The organism is Natronospirillum operosum, from assembly GCF_004768465.1.
GTDB classification, from domain to species: domain Bacteria; phylum Pseudomonadota; class Gammaproteobacteria; order Pseudomonadales; family Natronospirillaceae; genus Natronospirillum; species Natronospirillum operosum.
The window spans coordinates 38,059-56,752 of record NZ_SRMF01000005.1 but is presented as its reverse complement, the minus strand read 5'-3'; the positions used below and the strand labels follow the sequence as shown (position 1 = coordinate 56,752).

The following is an 18,694-nucleotide window of genomic DNA, read 5'->3' as shown; positions in this document are numbered from 1 at the left end:
GCTAAAAAGCCTGTATAGGGCCTGCTCTGAGGCCGCACAGCCTGTTACAGTAGCGGCACAGGGGCAGTCTCAACATTCAGGTTCGTGCTTGCGGGTGGATCAGGTCTTCAATATCAACATAACGGGTGCCGGAAAGCAGTTCCGCGCTGCATGCTGGCTTTGCCTGCTGATGCCGCTTTGCCTGTGGCTCACCCCGGCCCAGGCGGAGACCCGCTTCGAGGCCACCACGGACAGCACCCTGGACATCACGGCCTCGGTGGCCAATGACCTGGTGAACGAATGGCGCCAGGCGCTGGACAACTATCGCCGTGACCTGCGCCAGGGCACCCAGGTCGCCAACCGACCGCTGTCGCAGCAAAGTGCCGAGATGACCATACTGGCCGAGCACCTGCGTGCCGCCGGCTACTACAACCATGATATCCAGCCGCGGCCTGAAGAGGGCTACAGTCGTCTGCGCTACCGGATCAATCCCGGCCGCCGCTTCACCGTGCGCCAGGTGATCTGGGACTGGCCGGAAGACCTGGAAACGGACCTGGTGGCAGAAAACAGCCTGCAGGTCGGCCAGCCGCTGGTGGCCCGCGAGATTCTCGATCTGCAGAACAGATTGCGCCGCGAGATCCAGTCCAGCGCCTGCTACCGGCGCGTCAATGTGCGCTATGAACTGTCGCTGGACCGCGCAGCCAATGCGGGCGACCTTCGCTTCTACATGGAGCCCAGCACCCAGGTCACCATTGCCGATGTGATCATTGAAGGCACCGACGAGGTCCGCAACTCCTATGCCCGGCGCCTGACTCAACTCGAGCCCGGCGAGTGTTTCCAGCGCCCGCGGCTGGACCGGGCGCGCCTGAATCTCTATGAATCCAACCTGTTCGCCCGCGTTGATGAAAACATTACCGAGCCGGATGAAAACAATCAGGTCACCGTCACCTACCGGGTTCAGGAGCGTTTTCATCGCACACTCAAACTGGGTGGCGGCTATGACACCGATGCGGGCCCGGGGGTCAACGCCGAATGGGTGCACCGCAACTTCAGTCGCCGGGGTGAACGCCTGGTGCTGGACACCCAGATCAACTTTCTGTCACAGGCCGTCGGCGCCGCGCTGACCATTCCCAGGCGTCGCCCCGAGTGGCCGCGCCTGACCGTCAGCACCCGCCTCGAGCGGACTCTGTTCGCCGAACAGCGAACCTATTTGTGGCAGAAAGGCCTCAACCTGGAACAGAACCTGACCGACAACTGGGTCGGCAACCTGGGCCTGGATGTGCGGTCGTCCTGGACCACCACCGATGAGGGTGTTGTTGACTTCGAACAATGGCTGGCCATCCCCGCCACCGTGGTGCGCGATACCCGCAACGACATGCTGGATCCGCGCCGGGGCAGCCGCACGCTGGTGGGCTTCACCCCCAACTTCTCGCTTGCCGGCGGCCAGCCGCACTACGGTCAGGTCCGCGCCAGTTGGCGGGGCTATTGGGCTCAGACCAGCTCCATGACTCTGGCCGCTACCACCGAAGGTTCGACGTTAATGGGCCTGGGCGATGAACTGGACCTGGATCAGCTGTCGGTCACCGAGCGTCTGTATGCCGGCGGTGGCGGCAGTGTCAGGGGCTGGCCCTTTCAAGGCATAGATCCCACAGATGGCGGCCGTACCCGCGTGTTGCAGAGCGTCGAACAGCGCATCCGCTGGAGTGAGCGCTGGGGTACCGTGGGCTTCGTGGATGTGGCCTGGCTGTCACGCAGCCGCATGCCGGACTGGGACGACCCCTCGGCCGGTGCCGGTATCGGCCTGCGCTACTTCACCGACTTTGCGCCCTTGCGCGTGGATGTCGGGTCGCCGCTGCCGGACTGGGGCTCGGAGTGGCGGTTCTATTTTAGTATCGGGCAGGCATTCTGATGGGCTTGCTCTGGACGGCCATTATCACCGTACTGGGTCGGGCGCTGCGCCGGCTGGCCCTGATGCTGCTGGTCACTGCGGCCCTGCTCACGGTAGTCCTGGTACTGGCTCTGGGGACCAGCACAGGCCGGGTCTGGATTGCACATCAGGGCCTGCTGCTTGCTCATACACAGCTCGACTGGACCATTGATATCAGCGGCCTGTCCAGCCCGGCGCTGACCGAGTGGCAGGCTGAACGCATACGCGTATTCCCGCCGGGGATGGATGAAGCCGCCATCCGCGTGGACGACCTCAATGTGCGCTACCCGCTCAACCAGTGGGAACTGGCGTTCACCATCGAATCACTGACCGCACGTCGGGTCACGGTGGATCTGGAGCGCCTGCGCCAGATCGACCCCGGCCCGCCGCGTGAAGAACCGCCGCTGACCGAGGTGCCCGACCCCATTGAACTGAGCGGTTTCGGCATCTGGCTGGACCATCTGGAAATCGACGAGCTGCGCCTGGTCGACGCTCAGGGTGATGCCCTCAGTGGCCGAATGCACGGGGCTCTGGCCTGGCCGGAGCTGAACCGGCTGCCGGTACTGAGCCTCGATTGGCAAGACGAAGAACAGGACCTGCTGCGCCTGGCGGCCCAGCCATCGCCCGATGGACAGCGCTGGCTGCTCAATGGTGACCTGACCCTGCCTCCGGGCACCTGGGCGCACGAGCTGACCCAGTGGCCGGCCGATGAAGCGCTCAGCGCCCGCATGAACCTGGTTGCGGACTTGCCGGGTCAGGCGCTGCAGATACAGGAGATCGCCTTTCCCTGGCAGGGCCACGCCATCGAGCTGAGCGGCAATGTGGCGCATGACCGGGGTATCTGGTCACTGCACGACATACTGCTGCAGGTGGACGAGCGGGAGAGCTGGCTGGAAGGCCATCTGGGCCCGGAAGGTGCCCGCTTTGAGGGCGCTCTGAACCTGCCGGTCAGTCTGGTCAGACCCTTTCTCCCGGACGCGGTGGCTGACCACACGCTGGACCCGGAGGACATACTGACCGCGGAACTGCTGTGGCCCGAGGACGGCCGCTGGACCCTGCTGGCCGGCCTGACCACCCGCTGGCACGAGCAGCCTGCACGCATTTCGCTCGATGCGCGGGGCCAGATGCTGGCGGTTGATGTAGTGGATGCGGTAGCCACCGTGGGCGACAGTCGACTGCACCTGAACGGCTACTGGCATCTGGGACGCCATCAGGGTGCACTTGATGTCAACGGGCGCATCGCGGGCGACATCGCAGCACCCTACTGGCAGGATGCGCTGTTTACCGGCGGCGAACTGAGTGGCACCCTGACCGGCCAGGGTCATGACGATCAGGGCGCCATCAACTGGCCGCAATGGCAAGGCACCCTGACCGCAGGCGGCCAGCTCGATACCAACACCGGCCTGGGTACCCTGCCCTGGACCGGCACTGCCGAAGCCGAATTCATATTCCCCCACCTGACCTGGGAACAGCTGTCGCTCAGCCTGAATACCGGGCCCGGCAGGGCGCAGATCGACAGCGCGGGCAGCTACGATCTGGACAGCCGGCAACTCGACCTGGACTGGCAGCTCAATGACGTGCCCGTGGCTCCCATCGCCGATGCCTTCATGGACTGGCCGGAGGATCTGACGGCCACCCTGTCCGGCACCGGGTCGGTGGCGGGGCCGGTTGTCGACCTCACAGGCGAGGCACATCTTGAGGGCAGGGGTCAGTGGCATGGCAGCAACTGGGAGGCCCGGCTCGATGCACCCCTGCTCTCGGCCAACCAGGCTCTGCTGGAAGACTTCAGCCTGCAATGGCGAGACAGCCGCATACAGGCCTCCGGGTCTCTGCGCCCGGAATCGGGCACCGCCTGGCAAGACTGGACAGGACAACTTGACGTGGCGCCGCTGGAAATCAGTTTTGCCGATGCCCGCGTCGCCCTGCCCGACTGGCCGGAGCAACTGACAGAGGGTCGTATTGTCTCCTCGCTGTCGGCGCGCGGGCGATTGGGCGACCCCACCGTACTCGCCCAGGCACGGCTCAATGCCCAGTATCAGGGCAGCAGTCTGACCGGCTCGTTCAACTGGCAGGCCGATCAATTGCAGGCCGACCTCAACTGGCAGGACCGTTTCGTTACCCTGGAAGGACAGGGCCGACCCTGGGAACAGGGGCGCTGGCAGGTGCGGGCAGAGCGCCTGCACACTGACGACCTGTCGCCCTGGATGGAGCTGCCGCCCGAACTGCTGGCCGCCGACCTGACGCACCGCCTTGATCTGGTGGTGGAGGGGCATCTCACCGAGGCCGAGATACAGCTGCAGACTCACCACCAGGGTCGGTGGGAGGACGATCCTCTTAGTGCGCGCTCTGATCTGACGCTGCAGTGGGCAGACGGCGCGCCCTATATCTGGACACTGCATGACCTGGGACTGGACTGGGGCTCAGCCCGACTGCGCGCAAGCGGCAGCAGCCGCGAGGGTGACTGGCTGCCCGAGTTGCTGGACGTCAGTCTCAACGACTTTCCTCTGCACACCTTCCTGCCGGCGCCGGATGACTTCCATGCCTATCTCTCGGGTGATGCCAATCTTGATGCACGCTGGCCTGAATGGGGCCTGGATGTACAGCTTGCAATCGAAGGCGAGCAGGCAGCGCAGGCACTGACCGGCCGCATCGATGCCCAGGCCAGCGGCCGCGACCTCGAGCCGGAGCGGATAGAGCTGACCGAGATGGATGTGCGTATGGGCGATGGCCTGGAAATCACCGGCTCCGGCGGCTTCAGCGACAACCTCTGGGACCTGGCACTGGACTGGCGCGGGCTGCAATGGGCGCCACCCACCCAGGCCAGCGCCGGCGGGCCGACCATTGATACCCCATGGACCGGCTCCGGCGCGCTCCGCCTCAGCGGTGAGGGCGACGACCCCGATATTCAGGCCCACACCGAGTGGTCCACACGCTGGGAGGCTCAGGGCGATCAGGAAACCCTGGAGCTGGCATTCGGCAGCCAGCTGTATACAACGGATGATGCCATAAGCCTCACCAGCAGCCTGTCCAGGCCGGGCCGCAACCTGATGGAACTGGGTGTCGAAATGCCCAGAGAGCCCTGGCTGACGCGCCTGGACACGCCCTGGGAGGAATGGACCGCAGAAGCCTTCTGGTCAATTGACCTGCGCGGCGAAGAGACGCTGTACTGGCTGGGCCAGGACCAGTGGCAGATCGCCGGCGATTTCAGCGGCCAGGGTCACGTTACAGGCGCTCTGGGCAACCCCGATATCGACGGCAACCTCAGTTGGGAGGACGGCAGCATACGCTTTCCCGATGTCGGGGCTGAGCTGGATCGGATTCAACTGAACCTGGCAGCGACCAATCTGAACGAAATCACCGTCGATGGCAGCGCGCGCGCGGGCGACGGCACAGTCGACGTCGGCGGCAGCCTGGGCCTCGAAAACGGCACCCTGTATTCCGACCTGCAACTGGATCTCGATCAGGCTGCCCTCCTGCAGCGCCCTGACATCCAGAGCCTGGCCTCCGGTCAGTTGACGCTGACCGGAGACTGGCCCGACCTGCTGCTGGCCGGCGACCTCAGACTGATCGGCCTGACAGTCAATATCAATCGCCTGGCCGGCCCCTCGGTTGCCCAGTTGGAGATCCACAACGAACAAAACGGCAACGGACTCAACGGCGATATACCGCTGGCCCTTGATATCGGCATACGCACCGATGGTGTGGCCACGATCCGCGGCATGGGTCTGGACGCCAGACTGTCCGGAGAACTCCGGATCGGCGGCACCCTGGCCGAACTGCAGTCCGATGGCGCCCTGACCATAGAGTCCGGCACCTTCAACCTGCTGGCCCGTCAGTTCCAGTTGCAGGAAGGCCAGGTACGCCTGATTGACGAGTCCATCGACCTCTATATCGTGGCGGTCCACCAGCGCGGGGATGTCATGATCGAGGCCACCATCACCGGCAATGCCGAACAACTGCAACTGGCTCTGCGTTCCGAGCCTTCGCTGCCCGAAGACGAAATTGTCGCCCAGTTGCTGTTCGGCAAGACCGTGCAGAACATGACACCCTGGCAGGCCCTGCAACTGGCCAATGCCATCAACCAGCTGCGCGGCGGGGACAGCCTCGACCTGCTGATGGCCACCCGGGATACTCTGGGTCTTGATACCCTGGAGATAGAGGCCGGCGAGGAGGAGGGCGAAGCTGCGACCCTGCGCGTGGGCCGGTATCTGAACAGTCGCGTCTATCTGGAAGTGGATACCGATCTGAATGAAGATCGGGACTGGGCCGGCACCATAGAGGTGGAACTGACCCCCAATCTGAACCTGGAAACCCGCACCGGTTCAGGCGGACGCAGCGGTGGCCTGGAATTGCGCTGGCGCCGGGACTACTGACCCGTTCCGGGTGTCCGCCTCAGGGCCGCCCAAATAGCCGGTTCGCATTCTGCTCCAACACCAGCGCCAGCTCGTGATATTGCTGTGGGTGGTCCAGTCCTCTTAGCTGACACAGCATCCTGAACACGGAGGGAATCTGCAACGGGCTGTTGCGCACACCCTGAAAACCACACAGCGGCATGTCCGGCCCATCCGTCTCCAGCACCAGCGCAGCAGCCGGCAGCGCCGCAACTGCGCGCCGGGTGCGGGCCGCACGCGGATAGGTAATCACCCCGCCCAGACCGAGATGGAGCCCCAGGCGCCGATATTCCTGCGCCATCTCCGAGCTGCCACTGAACGCATGCACTACTCCGCCGCGCTCAGGTGTCACCCGCTTCAGGGCCCGTACCAGTTCATTGTGTGCACCGACCTGATGCAGGATGACCGGCAGTTCGAAATAACGCGCCAGTTCCAGTTGGGCTTCCAGCAGTTGAAGCTGCCGCTCCATGTCCCCGGCCGGGCCATGCAGGCCGATCTCGCCAACGGCCACCGGACGATGGTGGCGCAGCATCTGCTCCAGCTCCTGCAGGTGTTCCTGCCGGTGCTGGTCCAGAAACCAGGGGTGCAGGCCAAAGCCATACTGCAGTCGAACCGAGTCGTGTTGCAACCCGGGCAGATGCGCCCACTGGACAGCCGACACTCCCGGGATCACGATGCGGTGCACCGCACGGCGACGACATTCGGCCAGCAGGGCCTGCCGGTCCGCATCAAAGGCAGGGAAATCAAAGTGACAATGGGTATCGGAAAAACGGAAACCGGTATCCGCCATGGCGGTCACCTCCTGCACAGAGTCGGCCCCGGGGTCAGGGGGCGCGGCGGGTCAGACGCTGCTGGGTGTCGATCAATTCGCTCGGCGTCACCAGCTCTACCCCAGCCTCTTCCAGCAACGGCAGCACCCAGGACAGAAAGTCGATGGTCTCGGGGTAGGGATGCCCGATCATGATCACCCAGCCCTGACGCTCCATGATAGCCAGCGCCCGTTCAAACTGCTCGGTAATAAAGACGTCAGTCTGTTCATGGTCCAGAAAAATATGGCGCCGCAGCGCCGGCACTCCGGCAACGCGGGCCTGGTCATAGGCAATACTGCGCGGACTGGTCAGGGAGTCGATGAAATAGAGGCCGCGGGCATGGAGCTCTTGCATCACCACGGCCATCGGCTTCTCCTGCTCGGTCAGCAGGCTGCCGGTATGGTTGTTGAGTCCGCTGGCATGCGGTACGTCATCCAGAGCCTCGCGCAGCACAGCACGCCATTCGGCCTCGTTCATGTCCACGGTCATGCCCATGGGTCCCAGCGGCAGACGGCTGTGGTTGTCCATGGGCATGTGCAGCATCACCTCGCGGCCCTGCGCATGCGCCATCTCTGCCAGTTGGGTGCTGTAGGCCAGCCCGGGCAAGACAGAGAACGTCAGGTTGCCCGGCAGGTTGATGGCCGCCTCACCGAGGCGGCGATTGTTGCCGAGATCATCAATGATGATACTCATGCGCGGACCAGGGCCGGATTCGGCGCTGCCCCAGGGTGCCAACGCCAGCAGCACGGCACCCAGGAGACCGGCACACAGCCTCTTGCCCATGGCAGTCACAGGGCCTGCAGAGCTCAATTGCGCTGCAGAATGGACCAGCCTTTCAGCATGTTGAGCGCCTCGTACAGCTGGAAGTCACGATTGATCAACTCTTCCTCTTCGACTTCCGTCGGGTCTTCGTCAACCCGTTCCGACAGCGTCTGCAGGTGACCTCGCAGGTCACGCTCACGCCGCAGCGGTGCATCGTCCACCGCAAACTGACCCTGACGTACGACCAGATCCGGCGTAATGCCCTGCGCCTGGATATTCTGCCCCGCCGGCGTGAAATAGCGCGCCGTGGTCAGCTTCAGAGCACTGCGATTTTCCAGCGGCAGTACCGTCTGTACCGACCCCTTGCCGAACGTCTGTGTACCCATCACAACGGCACGACCATGGTCCTGCAGGGCACCGGCGACAATCTCGCTGGCCGAGGCAGAGCCACCGTTGACCAGCACGATCAGGGGCAGGTCGGGATAGGCTGTCGAGCTGCGCGAATGATAGCGGTGCGCACTGTCCGGAATACGGCTTTCGGTGTAGACCACCAGTTTATCGGACAGGAACACATCGGCCACATCCACCGACGCATTCAGCAGCCCGCCCGGGTTGTTGCGCAGATCCAGCACCAGGCCGCGCAGCTCACCGCCATACTCTTCTTCCAGAGAGGCGATTTCACGCGCCAGATCACGGCCTGTATTCTGCTGGAAGGAGCTGATGCGCACCATGCCATAGCCGGGTTCCAGCATGCGGCTGCGAATCGAGGTGACCTGAATGATGGCCCGCTCTATGGTTATTTCCAGCGTATCGGAACCGCGCATGATGGTCAGGGTAATGTCGGTACCCGGCTCACCACGCATGACATCGACCGCCTGATTCAGCGTCATGCCCTGCACCGACTCGCCGTCCAGGCGCGTGATCAGATCGCCGGACTGCACGCCGGCATGGTAGGCCGGGGTGTCATCAATGGGCGATACCACCTTCACCAGGCCGTCCTCCATCTGCACTTCGATACCGAGCCCGCCGAACCGACCGGAGGTCGACTCCTGCAGGTCGGAGAAGTCTTCTGGCGTCAGGAACGCAGAGTGCGGATCCAGCCCTGACAGCATGCCGTTGATGGCATCACGGATCAGGTCTTCGTTGTCCACTTCATCGACATAGGCGCGCTTGATGCGATCAATCACCTGCGCCAGCTGGCGGATTTCTTCTACCGGCAGCGAGCTGCTGATTTCGGATACATGCCGCTCTGCATAGACTGTCGAGCCCACACCAATGGCGAACCCAAACAGCAAAACCGCCAGCAGGCTGACAGCCGAACGTGTCTTGAAAATCATTCACTTCTCCCCATTCTGCGGCTGCCTTGCCGGTTCTGTTCCGGCGGCGCATATCCGCCACTCTGGTACTTTAACGCGCCAGCCAATCCTGCGGATTGGTTGGCTCGCCTCGATGTCGGACCTCAAAATACAGCGACGGCTCCGAAAACCCGCCGGTATCGCCGACCTGGGCAATGATGTCGCCACCGCGTACCCAGTCACCCACGCTGCGTTCCAGCACCTCATTGCGACCATAGAGGCTCAGATAGCCCTCTCCGTGGTCAATAATCATCAACAGACCATAGCCTTTCAGATAGTCTGAAAACACCACTCGCCCGTAATGAATGGCCCGCACCGGACTGCCGGCATCCGCAGCCACCAGCATGCCGTCGGACACCAGATTCGTACGCTCATTGCGTTGACCATAGCGTAACCGGACCGACCCCTCAACGGGCCAGCCCATCTGACCCCGCAAATCAGCGAACGGAATATCGTCATCACCGAACTCGAACTGGTCTATGGCCTGTTCGACTTCCTGCAACAGTGCTTCCAATTCTGCCCGTTCCGCTTCCTTTTCCGCCACGGCTTCTTCCTGCGTTGCGATTTCATCAGCCAGTCGAGCCACTACCTGCCGACGCTCATTGCGACTTTGCAGCAGGCTGTTGTTCTCTTCCACCAGCCGACTGTTCTGTTCTTCCAGATCCTGCTGACGCTGCTCGATATCACCGGTCACTTGCGCCAACTCAGTCAAAGTCTGTTCGTAGGCCCGCAACTCTGCCACCTGAGCAGCGTTAAAGTATTGGTAAAAGCTCATCATGCGCTGCCCCTGTGACAGCGAATCAGGCGCCAACAGCGCTTTCAGGGGCGTCTGCTGCTGACTCTTGTAGACCGTCACCAACAGGGTTTCGATGTCATCGGCCTGCGCCTGCCGCTGCGCCTCGAGCTCGGATTCACGGGTGCGCAGATCGGCCAACTCCGCTTCGGTGGCGGCCAATTCAGCCTCCACATTGGCCAGGCGCCGACGATTGTCGGCGATGTCACGCTCGGTGGCTTCCAGGCGCTCGGCCATGCGGCTGCGTTCGGCCCGGTTGCGCTCCAGACGCTGCTGCAGGGCCTCAATCTCTGCCACCAGGGCATCAACATCGGCCTGAGACACCGACTGTGCCTGCGCCACAGGCAGACCCAGCCCGATACTCAGCAGCACCAGCAACAGGTGCCGGCCGGCCCGACCGAGCACCCACCGCAACCGACTCGTTCGCGCCTCAGCCAAGCAGGTTGTCACCGGTCATTTCCGCCGGCTGCTCGTCACCCATCATGTGCAGCAGCGTCGGGGCCAGATCACACAGGCGGCCATCCTTCAGGCGGCCACCGCCGTCCTTGCTGACATAGACCAGGGGCACCGGAAAGACGGTGTGCGAAGTCACCGCGCCGCCGGTTTCCGGGTTAACCATCAGTTCCACGTTGCCGTGGTCGGCCGTAATCAGGCACTGACCGTCCACGTCGATAATGGCGTCGGTCACTTCCTTCAGCGCCCAGTCCAGTGTTTCCACCGCCTTGATGGCCGCGTCCATGTTGCCGGTGTGGCCTACCATGTCGCCATTGGCGTAGTTGCAGACCACCAGATCATACTTGCCGGAGCGGATGGCTGCGGTAAGCTTCTCGGTGACTTCCGGCGCGCTCATCTCCGGCTGCAGATCATAGGTGGCCACCCTCGGGGACGGCACCAGGATGCGATCCTCGCCCTTGTACTGCTTTTCTTCCCCGCCATTGAAGAAGAAGGTGACGTGCGCATATTTCTCGGTTTCGGCGATACGCAGCTGGGTCTTGCCCCGGTCGGCCAGGTATTCGCCCAGAGTGTTTTTCAGTGCGGTAGGCGGGTAGGCACAGGAGGCCTTGATGTCGGCCGCGTACTCGGTCAGCGTGACGAAGTCGGCCAGTTGCGGACGCACGCTGCGATCCAGATCGCTTTCGAGTGCATTGTCGACAAAGGCGCGGGTCAATTCACGCGCCCGATCCGGACGGAAGTTCATGAACACCACACTGTCACCGTCGGCGATCACCGCCGGGTCATCACCGCTGCGGATGGAGGTGGCCGGTACGAACTCGTCGTCCTTGTCCTGTTCATACGCAGCGTGCAGGCCCGCCACCGGGTCGGCAGCCACGATCTCGGCCTTGCCCTGAGTCAGCAGGTCATAGGCCTGCTGTACCCGTTCCCAGCGATTGTCGCGGTCCATGGCGTAGTAGCGGCCGATCAGTGACACCACACCCTGCACGCCCAGCGTGTCGGCGTGTGCCTGCAGGCGCTTGAGTGTGGCTTCCGCGCTGCGCGGCGGCGTATCACGACCGTCCAGGAAGGCGTGCACGCACACTTCGACACCACGCTTGGCGGCGACATCCATCATGGCGATCAGGTGATCTTCATGACTGTGCACACCACCGGGAGATGCCAGACCCAGAATATGGACCTTGCCACCCTTTGCCCTGGCGGCCTCTACCGCATTCACCAGTGCTTCATTGTGCGGAAACTGACCGTCTTCGATGTCCTTGGAGATGCGGGTGAAATTCTGATAGACGATTCGCCCCGCTCCCAGATTCATGTGCCCGACTTCCGAATTGCCCATCTGTCCCTCGGGCAGGCCCACAGCCAGACCGGAGGTTTTGACCAGAGCGTGCGGATACTCGGACCACAGTCGATCCCAGGTCGGCGTATTGGCCTGTTCAATGGCATTGGACTTTGATGTTTCGCTGTAACCGAAGCCGTCCAGAATAATCAGGGCGACCGTTTTTTTCTGTGCAGACATAGTGACCTCTGCTCCCATGCGTTAGCTCAACTCCCCCGACCAGATTCATGGACACTTCAAGGCAGGGCAGTCTCTGCCAGCGTCCCGCTGATTCTGTAGTTGTCTCGGGGCATCCGCAGCCAGCGGCCTGACCAGGCCATGCCGACACCCGTGGTCATTATTGTCTGTATGGCATCAATGAAATCGGTTTGAGGGGGATTTCCACCACGCATTCTACTAGCATTACGGCCATCTAGCGAGTGGCGCCAACTGATCGAGTCGACAGACGGCGCCTGATCAACCGGACTCGAGGCAGTGGGGATGATGGCGCCGAACTGTTGGTGTATACTCGCCGCTCTTCGCCGCAAGCCTGAGACTTTGAGTACCCGAGATGCTGGAATTTATCGATTTTGTCAGCCAGAACTGGATCCTGGCCACCCTCTGGGTAGGCTTTCTGGCCTGGGTCATCCTGTCGGAAACCTCGCGTGGCGGGCAAGCCCTGACGCCGCAACAGGCGACCAACCTGATCAACACCCAGGACGCCATCGTGGTCGACGTCCGCAAGCCGGAAGACTACAGCAAGGGCCACCTGCCCCACGCCATCAGCATTCCGGCCGCCAAGCTGAAAGATCGCATTGGTGAACTGGACAAATACAAGGGCAAGCCGGTCATTGTAGTGTGCCAGGTCGGACACAGCGCCGGTGCCTCCGGCGCCGAGTTGCGCAAGGCCGGTTTCGACCCGGTATATCGCCTCAAGGGCGGCGTCATGGAGTGGCAGAGCAGCCGCATGCCACTGGTAAAAAGCTGATGGCAGGCACGCCTGCCGTTGTGCTGTACACGACCCGCATCTGCCCGTTCTGCATGCGCGCCAAGCAACTGCTGCTCAGCAAGCAGGTGGACTTTGAAGAGCGCCCGGTCGATAACGCCCCGGCGCTGCGAGCGGAAATGACGAAAAAGGCAGGCAGCCGCACCGTGCCGCAGATATGGATAGGCGACACTCATGTCGGCGGCTGTGACGAGCTGTTCCAATTGGAAAGACAACAACGACTCGACGACCTGCTGGGTCGCACACAGGAGTGAACTATTATGGCCGAAGAACAACCCAAGACCCGATTTGGTATTCAGCGCCTGTTTACGCGCAACACTTCCTTCGAATCACCCAATGCTCCGCAGATTTTTCGCGAGCAGTGGAAACCGCAGATCAAGGTGGACCTGAACACCAAGTCCACCAAACTGGCTGATGACGCCTATGAAGTGGTGATCCGGGTGACGGTGACCGCCAAGCTGGAAGAAAAGACAGCCTTCCTGGCCGAAGTAGAGCAGGGCTGCGTTGCCTCCATTGCCGGCTTCGATGACAAGCAACTGGATCAGATGCTGGGGGCCTATGTACCCAGCCTGCTGTTCCCCTACGCCCGCGAAACCGTCGACAACATGGTCGTCAAGGGCAGCTTCCCGCCCGTCATGCTGGCCCCGGTCAACTTTGACGCGCTGCACAAGCAGCAGAAAGAGAAGCAGGCGACCGGCGGCAACGCCGAAGCCGCGCACTAGGAAGCCTGCTACTCGTGCAGGTCCGGCCTCGCCAGAGGTCGGGCCCGCCGCTCCGTTCAAGTCCGACCGCCCCCGATCTCCTCCCGCCCCCCTCAGACCTCTGACGCACCAAACCAGTGCACTCATGCCGATCGCCCCTCCCACCGCCGTACGCACCATAGCGCCCTGCTGGGCCTGAGCCTGCAAAATCTGACCATGCCGACCTGTTCTGCCCGCTGAGAGCGCCACAACGGGCCTTGCACCCATTCAGTGCATTGCCATGGTGCAGGGCTGCACCATAATGGTTCAATATCAGGGAGCCAGGGGCACCGGAAAGCGTTTCTCTGCCCTGACCGCAAGCCAGAGCTGGCGCTGGAGAAAAACGGGCACTGTCCTGACCATGCCTTGCGAAAACCCCATATACACTGCCCCCGAGGTCTCTGACGAAGCCTGTCGGCGGGCCTGAACTGCGGTCGGCAACGGCGGAAAAAGAGTTCAGCCAGAGGTCTGGCACAGCGCTTGCTTTGATTGCCCACAAGTGGTGCAGGCAGCCTTCCGGGAGCCGCATCAGGAGTGTAACGTCAATGGCCCGGCCTGGGGCCCAAACAGTCGAGAGGCCTGTATTATGTCAGAGAAGACTCTGAAACTGATCAAAGACAATGACGCCAAGTGGATTGACCTGCGCTTTACCGACAGCAAGGGTAAAGAGCAGCATGTGACCATTCCAGCCAAGGGCGTCGATGAAGAATTCTTCGAAACCGGCCAGATGTTCGATGGTTCGTCCATCGCCGGCTGGAAAGGCATCAATGAATCCGACATGATTCTGATGCCTGATGACTCCGCATCCGTTATGGATCCGTTCACCGAAGACAGTACCGTCATCGTGCGCTGCGACATCGTTGAGCCGTCCACCATGCAGGGTTACGAGCGCGACCCGCGCTCAGTCGCCAAGCGCGCTGAAGCCTATCTGAAGTCGACTGGCCTGGGTGACACTGCCTTCTTTGGTCCGGAACCCGAGTTCTTCGTATTCGACAGCGTCAACTGGCATGTGAACATGCAGGGTGCCGGCTACTCCATCGAGTCCGAAGAAGGCGCCTGGGCATCAGCCGACAAGTTCGAAGGCGGCAACATGGGTCACCGTCCGCGCGTCAAGGGCGGCTACTTCCCGGTACCTCCGGTCGACAGCCTGTACGATGTTCGTTCTGCCATGTGTGATGCCATGGAAGCCATGGGTCTGGACATCGAAGTGCACCACCACGAAGTCGGCAATGCCGGCCAGTGCGAGATCGGGGTCAGGTTCAATACCCTGGTCAACAAGGCTGACGAAGTACAGATCATGAAGTACTGTGTGCACAATGTGGCGCACGCCTACGGCAAGACAGCCACCTTCATGCCCAAGCCGCTGGTGGGTGACAACGGTTCCGGCATGCACGTTCACCAATCTTTCTGGAAAGACGGCGTGAACCAGTTCGCCGGTGACAAGTACTCCGGCCTGTCGCAGACAGCCCTGTACTACATTGGCGGCATCATCAAGCACGCCCGTGCCCTGAACGCCTTTACCAATGCGTCCACCAACTCCTACAAGCGTCTGGTACCCGGCTTTGAAGCACCGGTCATGCTGGCCTACTCGGCCCGCAACCGCTCTGCCTCCATCCGTGTGCCCTATGTGGCCAGCCCGAAAGGCAAGCGCATCGAAACGCGCTTTCCCGATCCGACCGCCAACCCCTACCTGGCCTTCGCAGCGCTGCTGATGGCCGGTCTCGACGGCGTGAAGAACAAGATCGACCCGGGCGAAGCGGCTGACAAGGATCTGTATGATCTGCCGGCAGAAGAAGCGCTGGAAATTCCGACCGTGGCCAGCTCGCTGGAACAGGCTCTGGAAGCTCTGAAAGCGGATCACGCCTTCCTGACCGAAGGTGGCGTCTTCTCCGAAGACATGATCAACGGCTATATCGAGCTGAAGGAAGAAGAAATCGAGCGGCTGCGCATGACTACGCACCCGGTCGAGTTCGACCTCTACTACTCCGTCTGATTGCTGTACCACAGACAGCCGGAAAAGCCCCGCTTTGCGGGGCTTTTTTATGCCTGTCCGGCAGCCCCTCCTATGGGCGCCATAGCGCATTGTTGCTATGCTACCGGTCATGAGCCCTGCCCCTGCCGACACCACCGTCCCCAACTATGCTGTTGCCATTATCGGTGGCGGCATGACCGGCCTGTCCATGCTGCGCGCGCTGCCCGAGTACTGGCGGGAACAGGCCATCCTGCTGGATGCCGCACCGCCGCCAGCCAGTAATGATGGCCCGCCCGGCCTTGACGACCGCGGTACGGCACTGAACCGGCGCAGCCTCGAAACCCTCGCAGGCTGGGGCTGCCTCGACAGCACGTTGGAGCAGCATCTGGGTCCCATCCGGCATATAGAGGTCAGTCAGCAGGGCTACTGGGGTCTGTCGTCGCTGTCAGCCGAAGATGCGGAGCCCGCCCTGGGCGCAGTAGCCCCCAACCGGCTGCTGGGGCAAGCGCTGTTGCGCATGCTGCAGGGCTCGGCGGCGGAGATTCGCTATCAGGTGCAGGTGGCCCATCTGGAAACCAGAGCCGACCATGTTCGGCTGCACCTGCAGGACGACAGCCAACTGACGGCACAGTTGGTCATACTGGCCGACGGCGGCCGTTCCGACCTGGGGCACCGGCTAGGCCTGCAGGGTCACCGGCACGACTACCGACAGGTGGCATTCACACTCAATATCGAGCGCGAACGTGCTGCCGAAGGATGGGCCTATGAGCGGTTCAGCAAGCAAGGGCCACGCGCCCTGCTGCCCCTGGCCGGCCGCCGCCAGACCGTGGTCTGGGTGGTGCCGCACCACCACAGTGAAGCGACGGCACAGTGGTCCGACGCCACCTGGCGCGAGCAACTGGAACAATGCTTCGGCTTTGATCAGGGCCGTATCACCGCCCTCTCCGCGCGCGCCCACTATCCGCTGAGCGCACATGCATTGCATGAACAGTTCCGGCCCCGACTGGCCGTCATTGGCAATGGTGCCCTGACCCTGCACCCGGTGGCTGGCCAGGGCTTCAACCTGCATCTGCGTTCACTGACTGCGCTGGGTCAGGCCCTGAACGCTGTGACCGACCCCGGCGACACCGACCTGCTGCGCCACTGGGCAGACAGCGTGCGCCCTGACCAGACCCGTGTGGCTGCGGCCTGTCACGGCCTGGTGAGTCTGTTTGCGCCGGAACTGTCCCCGCTTGCGCACCTGCGCGGTCTGGGCCTGCAGACACTCAACGCACTGCCTGGGGTCCGTCACCGCCTGATGCAGCGCGCCATGGGCTATCACTGAGGGAGATCGACATGAGCCTGGCGGAACCGGTGTCTACAGACATCCTGATTATCGGCGGCGGCATGGTGGGTGCCAGCCTGGCGCTGGGTCTGCGCCAGTCGCCCTGGCAAGTGGCTCTGGTCGACCCGCGTCAGCCCGACCCGGCGGCGCTGCCACCGGTGACCTCGGCAGAAGATTTCAGTGCCCGGGTCAGTGCCCTGTCGCCGCACAGCCAGGACTGGCTGACCCGGCTGGGGGTCTGGCCGACACTGCCTGCAGACCGACTTTCGCCCTACACCCATATGCAGGTCTGGGACGCCGAAGGCAGCGGCGAACTGGTCTTTGACCCGCAAGGCGCCGACCTGCACCGACTGGGTCATATCGTGGAAAACCGGGTGGTCGAGCAGGGGCTCTGGACGGCACTGGAACAATGGCCGGACCTGACACTGCTCAGCGGCTGTCGCGTGGCCGCCATTGAGCAGGCCGAGCCCGCGTCTCAGGGTGATGCCGAGCCCCGGTGGCGAATTCAGCTCGAGGATGGCCGGGAAGCAAGCACTCGCCTGCTGCTGATCGCCGACGGCGCCCGGTCGCCGACCCGCGCCATGCTGGGTTTTCAGACCCGCGACTGGAGCTATCAGCAGACCGCCATTGTAGCCACGGTCGAGCATGATCTGCCCCATGGCCAGACGGCCCGCCAGGCCTTCCACCGCGATGGCCCACTGGCGTTCCTGCCATTGGCGATGCCACATGCCAGCTCCATTGTCTGGTCGCTGGACGACGCGGCAGCGACATCCTTCCTGGCGGCAGATGCAGCCACCCAGACCCGTCGCCTGGCTGCCGGTCTGGGACACCGACTGGGCGCTGTAGGCCTGGTCGGCAGGGTGCATCATTTTCCGTTGCAGCAGCGCCATGCCGTGCATTACATCCACACCGGTGCAGCACTGGTCGGTGATGCGGCGCACAGCATTCATCCGCTGGCCGGTCAGGGGGCCAACCTGGGCCTGCGCGACGCGGCGGCGCTGGCCGACATCCTGCAGTCTGCGGCCACCCAGGGCCTGCCTCTGGAGGAACCTCTGTTGCTGCGCCGCTACCAGCGCGCGCGCCAGAGTGAGAACCTGGAAACCATGGCCGCCATGGAAGGGCTGAAGCGACTGTTCGGCAGCCCGCGCGCCGACCTGCATCTGCTGCGCAACCTGGGCCTGCGCTGGTTCAACCGGCAGCCGCAGCTCATGCGCGCCGCTATTCGCCGCGCGGCAGGGCTGTGAATCCGATCTGTCGCCAGGCCTCGTAAGCCACTACGGCCGCTGCATTAGACAGGTTCAGGCTGCGCCCCTGCGGCTGCATGGGCAGGCGTCGCCAGGTATCGGGGCGCTGTCGGCCGAGCACGGCATCCGGCAGGCCCCGGGTTTCGGGCCCGAACAGGAAGCAGTCACCGGGTTGCAGCTCGGCCTCGAACAGGGAATGCTCGGCCCGCGTGGTCAGCATCCAGATACGCAAGGGCGCTTCGGCCGTCAAAAAGGCGTCGTAACTGGGGTGCACCCTGACCTGCGCCCACTCGTGGTAGTCGAGACCAGCGCGGCGCAGTGCCTTGTCCTCCATCCGGAAGCCCAGCGGCTCGATCAAATGGAGAGAACAGCCCGTATTGGCGCAAAGTCGGATAATATTGCCCGTATTCGGTGGAATTTCGGGCTCGTAAAGAATGAGGTTGAACATGACCCCGGATGCGACTCCTATTGCCAAAACGGCGTGTTTATGGTTTAACGGTCAAGATTTTGTCATCTCGAACACAGTCAGACAACGAGAGGGAATCCAACCGATTTTTGTACCGCAAGTCTGTCATGCATTTGCCCGCCTGACATCACACAGAGCAATAAACGGAGGCAGTAGCG

Annotated in this window: 14 protein-coding genes; 8 read left to right on the top strand and 6 right to left on the bottom strand. The window is 62.7% G+C overall.

The annotated features are described in order from the left end of the window. The first annotated feature begins 94 nt into the window (after positions 1-94). Positions 95-1,888: an autotransporter assembly complex protein TamA gene (locus tag E4656_RS12880; RefSeq protein WP_167856057.1), complete on the top strand. Its 1,794-nt coding sequence runs from the start codon at positions 95-97 to the stop codon at positions 1,886-1,888. After that, positions 1,888-6,279: a translocation/assembly module TamB domain-containing protein gene (locus tag E4656_RS12875; protein ID WP_135483699.1), complete on the top strand. Its 4,392-nt coding sequence runs from the start codon at positions 1,888-1,890 to the stop codon at positions 6,277-6,279. The genes E4656_RS12880 and E4656_RS12875 overlap by 1 nt, the downstream gene beginning before the upstream one ends. A 19-nt stretch (positions 6,280-6,298) precedes the next feature. Here the strand turns inward: E4656_RS12875 and E4656_RS12870 are convergent, their stop codons facing one another. The 5 genes from E4656_RS12870 to gpmI form a co-directional block, all read right to left on the bottom strand. After that, the gene (locus E4656_RS12870) at positions 6,299-7,087 is read right to left on the bottom strand and encodes a TatD family hydrolase (RefSeq protein WP_135483698.1); all 789 of its coding nucleotides are present in this window, start codon (positions 7,085-7,087) and stop codon (positions 6,299-6,301) included. Between the two features lie 34 nt (positions 7,088-7,121). Then, positions 7,122-7,889: a divergent polysaccharide deacetylase family protein gene (locus tag E4656_RS12865; RefSeq protein ID WP_135483697.1), complete on the bottom strand. Its 768-nt coding sequence runs from the start codon at positions 7,887-7,889 to the stop codon at positions 7,122-7,124. A 23-nt stretch (positions 7,890-7,912) separates the two neighbouring features. Continuing rightward, positions 7,913-9,205 (bottom strand): S41 family peptidase, encoded by a 1,293-nt coding sequence (locus E4656_RS12860; RefSeq protein ID WP_135483696.1) that lies wholly within the window; start codon positions 9,203-9,205, stop codon positions 7,913-7,915. A gap of 70 nt (positions 9,206-9,275) precedes the next feature. Then, positions 9,276-10,454 (bottom strand): murein hydrolase activator EnvC family protein, encoded by a 1,179-nt coding sequence (locus E4656_RS12855; RefSeq protein WP_135483695.1) that lies wholly within the window; start codon positions 10,452-10,454, stop codon positions 9,276-9,278. After that, on the bottom strand, positions 10,447-11,985 hold the full coding sequence (gpmI, locus tag E4656_RS12850; RefSeq protein WP_135483694.1) for a 2,3-bisphosphoglycerate-independent phosphoglycerate mutase: 1,539 nt from the start codon (positions 11,983-11,985) through the stop codon (positions 10,447-10,449). The genes E4656_RS12855 and gpmI overlap by 8 nt, the downstream gene beginning before the upstream one ends. A 370-nt stretch (positions 11,986-12,355) precedes the next feature. Here gpmI and E4656_RS12845 point away from each other — a divergent pair, with 370 nt between their 5' ends. From E4656_RS12845 to E4656_RS12820, 6 genes are all read left to right on the top strand, one after another. Continuing rightward, entirely contained in the window at positions 12,356-12,772 is a 417-nt protein-coding gene (locus E4656_RS12845) for a rhodanese-like domain-containing protein (RefSeq protein ID WP_135483693.1), read from the top strand. Continuing rightward, positions 12,736-13,044, top strand: a complete 309-nt coding sequence (grxC, locus tag E4656_RS12840; protein ID WP_476703734.1) for a glutaredoxin 3 — start codon at positions 12,736-12,738, stop codon at positions 13,042-13,044. The genes E4656_RS12845 and grxC overlap by 37 nt, the downstream gene beginning before the upstream one ends. 6 nt (positions 13,045-13,050) lie before the next feature. Beyond that, on the top strand, positions 13,051-13,512 hold the full coding sequence (gene secB / locus E4656_RS12835) for a protein-export chaperone SecB (protein ID WP_135483692.1): 462 nt from the start codon (positions 13,051-13,053) through the stop codon (positions 13,510-13,512). 604 nt (positions 13,513-14,116) lie between these two features. Continuing rightward, a complete protein-coding gene (glnA, locus tag E4656_RS12830) occupies positions 14,117-15,523 on the top strand; it encodes a glutamate--ammonia ligase (RefSeq protein WP_135483691.1) in 1,407 nt (468 codons plus the stop codon). A gap of 109 nt (positions 15,524-15,632) precedes the next feature. Then, a complete protein-coding gene (locus tag E4656_RS12825) occupies positions 15,633-16,826 on the top strand; it encodes an FAD-dependent monooxygenase (protein ID WP_167856056.1) in 1,194 nt (397 codons plus the stop codon). Positions 16,827-16,837: 11 nt separating this feature from the next. Further along, positions 16,838-18,070, top strand: coding sequence for an FAD-dependent monooxygenase (locus E4656_RS12820; protein WP_135483689.1), 1,233 nt, complete (start codon positions 16,838-16,840; stop codon positions 18,068-18,070). Here E4656_RS12820 and E4656_RS12815 read toward each other — a convergent pair. Continuing rightward, a complete protein-coding gene (locus tag E4656_RS12815; RefSeq protein WP_135483688.1) occupies positions 18,045-18,518 on the bottom strand; it encodes a tRNA (cytidine(34)-2'-O)-methyltransferase in 474 nt (157 codons plus the stop codon). The two genes, E4656_RS12820 and E4656_RS12815, sit on opposite strands and share 26 nt — an antisense overlap. Positions 18,519-18,694: the final 176 nt, after the last annotated feature.